Origin of the sequence: Streptomyces flavofungini (assembly GCF_014650815.1) — a bacterium.
GTDB lineage: Bacteria > Actinomycetota > Actinomycetes > Streptomycetales > Streptomycetaceae > Streptomyces > Streptomyces flavofungini.
In genome coordinates, this window is record NZ_BMVR01000007.1 from 437,188 (window position 1) to 447,903 (window position 10,716).

Below are 10,716 nucleotides of genomic sequence, written 5' to 3' on the forward strand. Positions count from 1 at the left end.
GCCTCGTCCCGCCGGCAGCCCTCATCTCTCAAGAGCCCCCGTGTCTCGCGGAATCCCTCTGCCTCACCGAACCCCTCTATCTCGCCGAACCCTCGCGTCCTACAGAGCCCTCGCATCCCACAGAGCCCCTGTGTCCCACAGAGCCCCCGTGTCCCAAGGAGCCCCCGTGCGCACCTCCCTCGTCCTCCTCTCGGCCCGCCTGCTCGACCCCGTCACCGGCGAGTTCCTCCCGCAGACCGCGCTCGCGGCGGCCGACGGACGTATCACCGCCCTCGGCGACACCCGGGACATCCGCGCGCTCGCCGACGCGTCGACCACGGTGATCGACCTCAACGGCGCCGTCGTCACCCCCGGCCTCGTCGACGGACACATCCACCCCGTCACCGGCGCCGAACTGACCCACGGGCTCGACCTCACGGGCTGCGAAGACGTGGAGCAGGTGCGCACGGCCCTCGCCCGCGCGGTACGGGACCTCGCCCCCGGGGCATGGCTGCACGGATGGGGCCTCGACCCCAACGTCTTCGCCGGAGCCCCCGTCGAAACCGCCCCCTTCGACGCCGTCCTCGACGGCGTACCCGCCCTGATGCTGCTCTTCGACGCGCACTCCATGCTGGCCAGCCGCCGCGCCCTGGAACTCGCGGGCGTCACCGGGCCGCGCACCTTCGACCAGGCCACCGCCGCAGTGGTGTGCGACGCCGACGGCCGCCCCACCGGCCTGCTCCTGGAAGAAGCCGCCTGCGCACTCGTGGAACGCGCCGCCCCGCAGCCCACCCGCGACGAGCGCCGGGAACGGCTCGCCGCCGTCCTGCGCGCCATGGCCGCCACGGGCCTCACCGGCGGCCACGCCATGGACGCAGGCGGCGACAGCCTCGCCTTCTACGCCGAGCTCGACGCCGCCGGTGACCTGCCGCTGCGGCTGCGCGTCGCGCCCTGGTGCCAGCCCGGCACCGACGCCGACGGCCTGCGTACGCTCATCGAGCAGCAGGGCGCGGGCGGACGACTGTGGCGGACCGACGGCGTCAAGATCTTCATGGACGGCACCATCGACAACGGCACCGCCTGGCTGGAACACCCCGACTGCCACGGCGAGTCCCGCCACGCGTTCTGGCCGGACCCCGAGGAGTACACCCGCGTCGTCGGCGAACTCCACCGGGCGGGCGTGCCCATCGCCACCCACGCCATCGGCGACGCCGCCGTACGCCACGTCCTGGACGCCGTGGAAAAGGCCCAGTCCGACGACCCGCGTCCGGTACGGCACCGGATCGAGCACATCGAGACCGTCCCCGACGACACCCTGCGCCGCTTCGCCGACCTCGGTGTCATCGCCTCCATGCAGCCGACCCACTGCTGCGACTTCACCCGCGCCGACCACACCGACAACTGGTCGCGCCGCCTCGGCGAGGAGCGCGCCGCCCGCGCCTGGCGCTGCCGCGACCTGCACGACTCCGGCGCCGTCGTCGTCCTCGGCTCCGACTGGCCCATCGCCCCCTACCCCCCGTCGGCCGTCATGGCGGGCGCCCGCCACCGCCGCCCCAGCCGCGACCTCACCCGGCCCCCGCACGGCCCGCACCAGGCACTCACGGCCCTGGAAGCCCTCCAGGGCATGACCGTCAACGCCGCCTACGCGGCGGGGGAGGAGCACGAGGCCGGGCGCATCACGGTCGGCCACCGCGCCGACCTGACGGTCTTCGCCGACAACCCCCTCACGACCGCGGCCACCGACCTCCCGGACCTGCCGGTGCTGCTCACCGTCCTCGACGGCGACCCCACCCACCGCGACCCGCGCCTGTGACGGGTCGCGGTGGGCACCGCACCCGGAGCCGACAGCTACTGACACCGGCGGCCCGCTGAACTCCAAGGGCAGGGCCCCGCTCGCTACTCACGACTCAGCAACGGCAGCTCCTCCGACGGATCCCGCAACGCCTCAAGGACGACCCGCACCGCCGCCCGAGGCGGTGAGCCGCGGCGGACCGCCGCCGTGATCGTGCGCGTCAACGGAGCCGCCAGTTCCGTGGTGGCGACGCGAAAGCGGCTGCGGTCGACCGTCAGGCCGGGCAGCAGCGCGATCGAAAGCCCGGCCTCGACGTGCTGCAGCGTCATCATGTAGTTGCTGAAGCGACACACCACGCGCGGCTCGAACCGCGACTGGCGGCACAGCCGCAGCGCGAGGTTGGCCATGTACGACTGCGGCATGTCGAACGCCCACGGCTCGTCCGCGTACGCGGCGAGGTCCACGGCGCCGCGCCCCGCCGCCGGATGCCCGGGCGGGACCACCAGCAGGATCGGGTCCCTGGCCAGCGGGACCAGGTCGAGGTCCGGGCCGAGGGGCAGCTCGTCGAAGTCCGTGGTCGTGATGATGATGTCCGCGTCGCCGACCCGCAGCGCGGGCATGCTCTCGTGCGGCTCCAGCTGCAGCACCTCGACGTCCAGGTGCGGATGCGCGCGCTTCAGCCGGGTCACCGCCGGGACGGCCATCGTGTGGATCGCGCTCTGGAACGCCCCGAGCCGCACCAGGCCCGCCGGTTCCTCGCCGAAGCCGCGCAGCTCCGCCTCGACGCTGTCCATGTGATCGAGGACGGCCCGCGCCCGGCGCGCGAGGATCAGCCCGGCCGGGGTGAGGCGCACCCGGCGCCCCGTACGTTCGAGCAGCTGGGTGCGGGTCTCGGACTCGAGCACGGCGAGCTGCTGGGACACGCTCGACGGGCTCAGGTTCGCGGCCTGGGCGACCGCCCGCACGGTGCCCAGTGTGTCCAGCTGGCTCAGCAGCCGCAGTCTCCAGGGGTTCATCACGCCCTCATTGTTGTGCGGTTTTGCCGAACAGGACAGCCGGAATTGTGAGATGGACGTGTCGCTCGGGGGCGACCTACGGTCGAAGACATGGCTGCTACGACCCCCACCCCGACCTCCCCGCCGCCCTCCGGCCCGACCGTCCCGCCGTCCTCCGGCCCCACCGCACCACCGCCCTCCACGGTGCCCTCCACGACGCCCTCCACCGAGGCCTTCTGGGCCGACGCCGAGAAGCACCTCGTCCGCTACGGCGGCGAATTCACCCGCGAGGTCATCGACCGCGCCGCCGGAAGCTTCGTCTACACCGCCGACGGCCGGAAGCTCCTCGACTTCACCTCCGGCCAGATGAGCGCGATCCTCGGCCACTCGCACCCGGAGATCGTCGCGACCGTCCAGCGGCAGATCGCGTCCCTCGACCACCTCTTCAGCGGCATGCTCAGCCGCCCCGTCGTCGACCTCGCCCGCCGCCTCGCGGAGACGCTGCCCGCGCCGCTGGAGAAGGCGCTGCTCCTGACGACCGGCGCCGAGTCCAACGAGGCCGCCATCCGGATGGCGAAGCTCGTCACCGGCAAGCACGAGATCGTGTCGTTCGCGCGGTCCTGGCACGGCATGACGCAGGCCGCCGCGTCCGCCACGTACAGCGCGGGCCGCAAGGGCTACGGCCCGGCCGCGCCCGGCAACTTCGCCATCCCCGCGCCGAACGCGTACCGGCCCGACTTCACCGCCCCCGACGGCTCCCTGGACTGGCGGCGCCAGCTCGACTTCGCCTTCGAGATGATCGACGCCCAGTCGACGGGCAGCCTGGCCGCGTGCCTCGTGGAGCCGATCCTCAGCTCGGGCGGCATCATCGAGCCGCCGCTCGGGTACTTCGCCGCGCTGCAGGCCAAGTGCCGTGAACGCGGCATGCTGTTGATCCTCGACGAGGCCCAGACCGGCCTGTGCCGCACCGGCACCTGGTACGCCTTCGAACGCGACGGCGTCGTCCCCGACATCCTCACGCTGTCCAAGACGCTCGGCGCCGGACTGCCCCTCGCGGCCGTGATCACCAGCGCCGAGATCGAGCAGGAGGCGCACGACCGCGGGTTCCTGTTCTTCACCACGCACGTCGCCGACCCACTGGTGGCCGCCGTCGGCAACACCGTCCTCGACGTCCTGATCGCCGACAAGCTCGACGAACGCGCCCGCGCGCTCGGCACGTTCCTCCGCGACGGCCTGACCGACATCGCCACCCGCCACGAAGTCGTCGGCGACATCCGCGGCCGCGGCCTGCTGGCCGGACTCGAACTCGTCACCGACCGCGAGACGAAGCGCAGCTCCAGCGAACTCGGCGCCCGGGTCACCCGCCGCTGCCTCGAACTCGGCCTCCACATGAACATCGTCCAGCTCCCCGGCATGGGCGGAGTCCTGCGCATGGCGCCGCCCCTGACCGCCACCGAGGACGAGCTCTCCCTCGGCCTGACGATCCTGGACCAGGCGATCGCCGAGGCCCAGGCCGCCCACTGACCGGCGCGCGGACGGCCGTCGCGGCTCCTGGCCGGAGCCGCGGCGGCGTCGTGCTGCCCTGCCTCACCCCGCTCGTCGTGATCGTGGGCGGCCTATCCCTGCGACGGCCCGCGGGTCAGCACCGCGCTCGCGACGACATCGAAGAGATGGTCGGCGCGGGGCGCGAGCGAGGGCTGGTCGTTGAGCCATGCGAGCGCTCCGACCAGTGCGAACAGATCGGTGCCGTCGATGTCGGCCCGCGCCGCGCCCGCGGCCTGGGCGCGGGTGAGGAGGCGGGTGCCCGCCGCGCGCATCGCGACGCACGAAGCGTGGAGCGCGGACTCGGGATCTTCGATGGCGGCCACCATCAGTGTCACGACGCCCCGGTACTCATGCGCGCCCGCGACGCAGTCGCGCAGCCACGAGAGGAGCGCGTCCGCGGGCGAACCGGGCGTCTCGAGCGCGGCCGCCCGCGCCGCCAACTCGTCGAACCTCGCGCGCAGCAGGACCTCTAGCAGCGCCTCGCGCGTCGGGAAGTGGCGGTACAGCGTGCCGAGGCCGACGCCGGCCCTGCGGGCGACATCGCGCAGTGACGCGTCGGCGCCCTGCTCGGCCACGACGTCGCGCGCGACGACGAGCAGGTGGTCGTAGTTCTTCTTCGCGTCGGCTCGCATGTGCCTTCCTCGCCCCATCTCCCGCCAGGTCTTCCTTGCCAAGCGGAGCAGTGCTCCATATATTCGGAGCACTGCTCCGCTAAGGATAGTCCGCTGCAGGGAAAGGTGACAGCCATGCCCACAGGCACGATGAAGGCGATCCGGGTCCACGAGTTCGGCGGCCCCGAGGTGCTGCGCGACGACGAGGTGCCCATTCCCGAGCCGGGCCCCGGTGAGGTGCTCGTGCGCGTGCGCGCGGTGGGCATCAATCCGCCCGACTGGTACGTGCGCGAAGGCATGCGGAACATACCGCCGGACAAGAGGCCGACGCTGACGCTGCCCGCCATCCTGGGGACGGACGTGTCGGGCGTCGTCGAGGCCGTCGCCCCGGACGTGCGCGGCTTCGCCGTCGGCGACGAGGTCTTCGGTCTCCTGCGCTTTCCCAGCCTTGAGGGCAGCGCGTACGCCGAGTACGTCGCCGCGCCCGCCGCGCACCTCGCCCGCAAGCCCGCTCACGTGGACCATGTGCACGCCGCCGGGGTGCCGATGGCAGGGCTCACCGCGTGGCAGTTCCTGATCGAGCTCGGACACGATCACCCGTCGCCGTTCCAGGCGGCACGCCATCGCCCGTTGCCGCTGAACACCGGGACGACGGTGCTCATCAACGGCGCGGCGGGCGGCGTGGGGCACTTCGCGCTGCAGCTCGCCAAGTGGAAGGGCGCGCGCGTCGTCGCGGTCGCCTCGGGCGGGCACGAGTCGTTCCTGCGCGAGCTGGGCGCCGACGAGTTCATCGACTACACGAAGAACCGTCCCGAGGACGTCGTGCGCGATGTCGACCTCGTGCTCGACGCCGTCGGCGGTCGGGGCGGCGGCCGTCTCCTGCGCACGCTCAAGCACGGCGGCGCGGTGTACCCGGTGTTCCCCGGCGACTACGACGCCGAAGAGGCCGCGAAGCTGGACGCCACCGTCTCGGCCACCCAAGTGCGCTCCAACGGCCCGCAGCTCGCGGAACTCGGGCGCCTGCTCGACGCGGGCACGCTGCGCGTCGGCATCGACAGCACGTTCCCGCTCGCGCGGGCGCGAAGCGCCCACGAACGAGCCGCCCGAGGGCACATCCGAGGCAAGATCGTGCTCACGGTCGAGTGAGGCAGAGCCGCTCGCGGCGCTGTGATCGGGAGGTGCCGCCGCCACGAACAGGCGCGCGGGACTCCCGCGCCGAACGGTCAGGAACGGAGAAGCGACGCCCACCGGCCGCGCCTAGTGTGGCCTGCATGAACACCACATTGAAGGTCAGTGTCATCATGCTCGGCGTCCAGGACGTGGAGCGCGCCAAGAAGTTCTACGTCGAAGGCCTGGGCTGCGCGATCGACCAGGAATTCCCCGGCTTCGTCAAGTGCGACCTCGGCGAGGGCTCCTCGCAGCTCGCGCTCTACGAATGGGACGCGGTGGCGGCCGACGCCGGTGTCCCCGCGGCGGGGTCCGGGTTCCGCGGCACCTCGTACCACTTCCTCACCGGCTCCCGGGAAGAGGTGGACGAGGTCCTGCGCGCCGCCGCGGCCGCGGGCGGCACCGTGGTGCAGGAGGCTGCCGCCGCCGACTGGGGCGGGTACTCCGGCCACTTCAGCGACCCCGACGGCTACCTGTGGAAGGTCGCCACCGCCGCCTGACCGTGGCACCGCACCCGGGTCGGACCGGGTGACCGGGCGTCGTACACCGCACCCGGATCAGACCGGGTGACCGGGCGTCGTACACCGCACCCGGATCGGACCGCGTGACCGGGTGTCGCGCACCGCGCCCGGATCACAGCGTGCACAGCATCAGGACCAGACCGGTCAGCCCCGTGGCCAGGCCTGCCATCGCCTGCTTGCGTCCCGCCCCGTGCATGCGGTGGGCGTTGGCCCACCCGGTCACGCCCAGGACGAGGGCGGGCACGGGAACGGTGCCGGTGACCGTGCGGACCGGCGGGAACAGGGCGCCGACGACGGACAGGGTCCCGTAGGCGAGTGCGAGGGTGGCGAGGCCGTTGAGCGGGCCCTTCGCCGAGGGCCGGGAGGCGTCCGGGGAGGTCGTTCGGGGGGTCTCCCCGAACGGCTCCCGGGCGGTCTCCTCGGCTGTGGCTGCGGCCAGCGCGTTCCTGGGCATACGACTCCGAGTCATCGAAAACGGCAGGGGAGGGGCGACGAGCGGCGGCGCCGAGCCACGCACGGAAGGACTCGGCGCCCCGCCGTCGGCCCTGTCGATGCTAGGAACCCGACAGGCATAGATCAAAGACGAAATTCCACGGGGAAACATAGAGTGGGGCTATGCCTGCACCCCCGACCCTCCGGCAGCTCGAATACCTCCTGGCTGTCGTGGAGACCGGCTCCATCACGGACGCCGCAGCCCTCCTGCACGTCTCCCAGCCCACCCTCTCCCAGCAGCTCAAAAGCCTGGAGCGCACCGTCGGCACCCCGCTCCTCGAACGCACACCGCGCGGCGCCCACCTCACCCCGGCGGGCCGCGCCTTCCTGCCCGGCGCCCGCCACGCCCTGAACGGCGCCGAGCGCGCCACCGGCGCCGCCCGCGCCGTCGCCGACATGGTCCACGGCGAGGTGCACCTCGCCGCCGTCCTGAGCGTCGCCCTGGGCGTCGTCCCCGGTGTCCTCGCCGCCTGGCACCAGCGCCACCCGCGCGTCGACGTCGTCCTGCACGAGTACGCCGACCTCGGCCACTTCGCCCGCGCCCTGACGGACGCCACCGCCGACGTGGCCATCGGCCCGCTCCCGGACGGCTGGGACGGCCCCCACCATCCGCTGGGCGCCGAGGAGTTCGTCGTCCTCGTCCCGCCCGGCGACCCCCTCGACGGACGCAGGACCGTACGCCTGGAACAGCTCGCGCAGCGCCCCTGGGTCCAGTACGGACGCACCCACGCCCTGGCCGCCACCGTCGAGAACTTCTGCTCCGCCGCCGGATTCACCCCCCACGCCGCGATCCGCTCCACCCAGACCGCCGCCGTCCCCCGCCTCGTCGCCGCCGGACTCGGCGTCGGTCTCGTGCCCGCCAACGTCCTCACCCCCGACTTCCCCGGCACCGCGCTGCGCCTCCATCCCCGAAGGCGCCGCGCCCTGTCCGTCTTCACCCGCCCCGGCCCGCACCCCCTCGTCGCCGAGCTGGTCACCGTCACCCGCGAACACGCCCGCCTGACACCCGATCACCTCGCCGAGCAGCTCTCCTGAATGGCGCCCGCCCGCGCGGCACAACCTGTACAGGACAGGTCCAGACCCTTGCGCGACTGACGCAGACATGCCACGTTCCTGCTCGGTACGTCCCACGCGTACCGCGGTACGTCACACGTCACCGTCAAAGGAGCCCCCCACATGAGACGCACCACCTGTGCGCGTCTGGGCCTGTCCGCCCTGCTCGTCACCGGATCCCTCGCCCTGGGCGTCACCCCCGCCAGTGCCCAGAGCGAACCGACGCCCTCCGCGTCCCGTCTCAACGCTCTGAACGCCCAGGTCGAACGGCAGCTCGGCGCCGACAGCGCGGGCACGTACCTGGACCGGAAAACCGGAAACCTCGTCGTCACCGTCACCAGCGACGACGCCGCCGAACGCGTCCGCGCGACCGGCGCCACCCCCCGGCGCGTCCAGCGCAGCGCCGCCCAACTCGACGCCGCCATGGACACGTTGGAGTCCCGCGCCAGGATCACCGGAACGTCCTGGGGCGTCGACCCGCGCAGCAACCGCATAGCCGTCCAGGCCGACCGCTCGGTCTCGGCCCGCGACCTGGCCCGCCTCAACCGCGTCGCCGACTCGCTCGACGGCGCCGTACGCGTCACCCGCGTGCCCGGCACCTTCCACCGCGAGGTGGCGGGCGGCGACGCCATCTACGGCGGCGGCTCCCGCTGCTCGGCCGCCTTCAACGTCTCCAAGGGCACCACCCGGTACTTCGTCACGGCCGGGCACTGCACCAACCTCAGCGCCAACTGGTCCGCGGCCTCCGGCGGTGCGGCCGTCGGCGTGCGCGAAGGCACCAGCTTCCCGACGAACGACTACGGCATCGTCCGCTACACCAACGGCTCGTCGCCCGCCGGCAACGTCAACCTCTACAACGGCAGCTACCAGGAGATCTCGTCCGCCGCCGACGCGGTCGTGGGCCAGGCCATCAAGAAGAGCGGCTCCACCACCAAGGTCACCAGCGGCTCCGTGACCGCCGTCAACGTCACCGTCAACTACGGCGACGGGCCCGTCCACGGCATGGTCCGCACCACCGCCTGCTCCGCCGGCGGCGACAGCGGCGGCGCCCACTTCGCGGGCACGGTCGCCCTCGGCATCCACTCCGGCAGCTCCGGCTGCACCGGCACCAACGGCTCCGCCATCCACCAGCCGGTGCGGGAGGCCCTGTCCGCGTACGGCGTCAACGTGTACTGACCCGCGTACGACCGCTTCCGACCGACCCCCGGCGGCAACCGTGGTTGCCGCCGGGGCCCTCAGCTCGCCGAGCTGAGGGGCACGTGCACCGGCCGGGCCGCGATCCGCGCCCGGTCCTCGTCCGACGCGAACCGCTCGTCGATGCGCCGCACCGCCTCCGCCCAGTCGGCGCGGCTGTGGATGCTGTTGAGGGTCTCCACGACGAACGGGTCGTCCCAGCGCTCGTACGACCGCCGCCACAGCACCTGCGGGTCCTCGGTGAGCAGACTGCCCACGGTGCCCTCGTAGATGGGCATCGCGCGCACCTCGCCGTCCGGCTCGATCTCCATGGGGCGGAAGCTCGGGGTGCGTGCCAGGAACGCCGGGTTCATCTGGACCTCGAAGTTCTCGGTGGTCTCCACGGTGACGGACTCCGGCGCGGCCGCGCGCAGCCGCCGCAGGGTCTCCGGGGCGATCAGCTCGGCGACCTGCTCGTCACTGAGCAGCTCGTGCTCGACGAACGACGGTCGGCTGGCCAGGCCGGTGGGCACCACGGCGCCGAAGTACAGCGTCTCCAGGTGCGGGAAGCGCGGCGCCACCCGCGCGCACATCTCCTCCAGCTCGTCGAAGTTGCTCCGGATGACGACGTAGTCGATGCCGAACCGCGGCGCCCGCAGCCCCGCCGCCTGCCGCCGGGCGACCTCCGCGTCGATGCGGGCGAGCCCGTCCGTCGCCCGCGCGAACGACCCGGAGCGGCCACGGATCCGGTCGTGCGACTCGGCGGTGGCGCCGTCCAGGCTCACCACGATCTTCGTCACGACGTCGGCGAGGGCCTCGACCGTCGAGGCGGGCAGCGCCCACCCGCTGGTGTACAGGAAGACCCGCACCCCCGCGTCGTCGAAGTGCCGCGCCAGATCGACGATGCGCCTGATGGTCAGCGGTTCGCCGCCGCACAGCGTAATCATCTTCGGCCGCATGGAAATGATCGCGTCGGCGACCCGCACCATTTCCTCGTACGTGAGGTTCTTCGCGGGCCGCCGCCCCGATTCCGTATAGCAGTGAACGCAGCGCAGGGGACACGCGAAAGTGACGTCCCAGATCACGGCGTTGGGGTTCCTGAGCGACTTTTCCATGGACGTTTCTCCAGGCAGAGGGCCAGTAAGCATTCCGGCTTCGCACCCTAGGAACCCCCGGGAATTCCCGTCGTCCGTACCGCGGTACGCAATCGCCACCCGCTCCTACGGACGCGCTCCGTACGTAGGTGATGCGGCCCGACGCTCTTCCGTAGTCGCCTTCCGCCTTTGCGTACCCGATTACGGATCTGCGCGCCCGCCCCGCCGCATAGCTTTCTGTCCGGCAACGCAGTGCACCCGAGACGGAGAGGAGGTGAATCACCATGATGTATC

General features: G+C 72.4%; 10 protein-coding genes. 6 read left to right on the top strand and 4 right to left on the bottom strand.

Annotated features, from left to right (window positions below; translation table 11 throughout):
* The first annotated feature begins 166 nt into the window (after positions 1-166).
* Positions 167-1,792 carry an amidohydrolase gene (locus IE274_RS21055; RefSeq protein ID WP_190117373.1) on the top strand — a complete coding sequence of 542 codons (1,626 nt, stop codon included), beginning with the start codon at positions 167-169 and terminating at the stop codon, positions 1,790-1,792.
* A gap of 83 nt (positions 1,793-1,875) precedes the next feature.
* On the opposite strand, the gene IE274_RS21060 is transcribed toward IE274_RS21055, so the two are convergent.
* Positions 1,876-2,787: a LysR family transcriptional regulator gene (locus IE274_RS21060; protein ID WP_198897840.1), complete on the bottom strand. Its 912-nt coding sequence runs from the start codon at positions 2,785-2,787 to the stop codon at positions 1,876-1,878.
* A gap of 90 nt (positions 2,788-2,877) precedes the next feature.
* Between IE274_RS21060 and IE274_RS21065 the strand changes: the two genes are divergently transcribed.
* Positions 2,878-4,290, top strand: a complete 1,413-nt coding sequence (locus IE274_RS21065; protein ID WP_190117375.1) for an aspartate aminotransferase family protein — start codon at positions 2,878-2,880, stop codon at positions 4,288-4,290.
* Between the two features lie 92 nt (positions 4,291-4,382).
* Here the strand turns inward: IE274_RS21065 and IE274_RS21070 are convergent, their stop codons facing one another.
* Positions 4,383-4,943: a TetR/AcrR family transcriptional regulator gene (locus IE274_RS21070; protein WP_190117376.1), complete on the bottom strand. Its 561-nt coding sequence runs from the start codon at positions 4,941-4,943 to the stop codon at positions 4,383-4,385.
* Between the two features lie 114 nt (positions 4,944-5,057).
* On the opposite strand from IE274_RS21070, the gene IE274_RS21075 reads away from it, so the two are divergent.
* Both IE274_RS21075 and IE274_RS21080 read left to right on the top strand, forming a co-directional pair.
* Positions 5,058-6,068 (top strand): NADP-dependent oxidoreductase, encoded by a 1,011-nt coding sequence (locus tag IE274_RS21075; protein WP_190117377.1) that lies wholly within the window; start codon positions 5,058-5,060, stop codon positions 6,066-6,068.
* Positions 6,069-6,193: 125 nt separating this feature from the next.
* The gene (locus IE274_RS21080) at positions 6,194-6,589 is read left to right on the top strand and encodes a VOC family protein (RefSeq protein ID WP_190117378.1); all 396 of its coding nucleotides are present in this window, start codon (positions 6,194-6,196) and stop codon (positions 6,587-6,589) included.
* Positions 6,590-6,722: 133 nt separating this feature from the next.
* On the opposite strand, the gene IE274_RS21085 is transcribed toward IE274_RS21080, so the two are convergent.
* Complete coding sequence (locus IE274_RS21085) at positions 6,723-7,064, bottom strand: hypothetical protein (protein ID WP_190117379.1); 342 nt, start codon at positions 7,062-7,064, stop codon at positions 6,723-6,725.
* Between the two features lie 161 nt (positions 7,065-7,225).
* On the opposite strand from IE274_RS21085, the gene IE274_RS21090 reads away from it, so the two are divergent.
* Both IE274_RS21090 and IE274_RS21095 read left to right on the top strand, forming a co-directional pair.
* A complete protein-coding gene (locus tag IE274_RS21090) occupies positions 7,226-8,137 on the top strand; it encodes a LysR family transcriptional regulator (protein ID WP_190117380.1) in 912 nt (303 codons plus the stop codon).
* A gap of 141 nt (positions 8,138-8,278) precedes the next feature.
* A complete protein-coding gene (locus tag IE274_RS21095) occupies positions 8,279-9,331 on the top strand; it encodes a S1 family peptidase (protein ID WP_190117381.1) in 1,053 nt (350 codons plus the stop codon).
* Between the two features lie 59 nt (positions 9,332-9,390).
* Here the strand turns inward: IE274_RS21095 and IE274_RS21100 are convergent, their stop codons facing one another.
* Positions 9,391-10,443 carry a radical SAM protein gene (locus IE274_RS21100; protein ID WP_229909696.1) on the bottom strand — a complete coding sequence of 351 codons (1,053 nt, stop codon included), beginning with the start codon at positions 10,441-10,443 and terminating at the stop codon, positions 9,391-9,393.
* Positions 10,444-10,716: the final 273 nt, after the last annotated feature.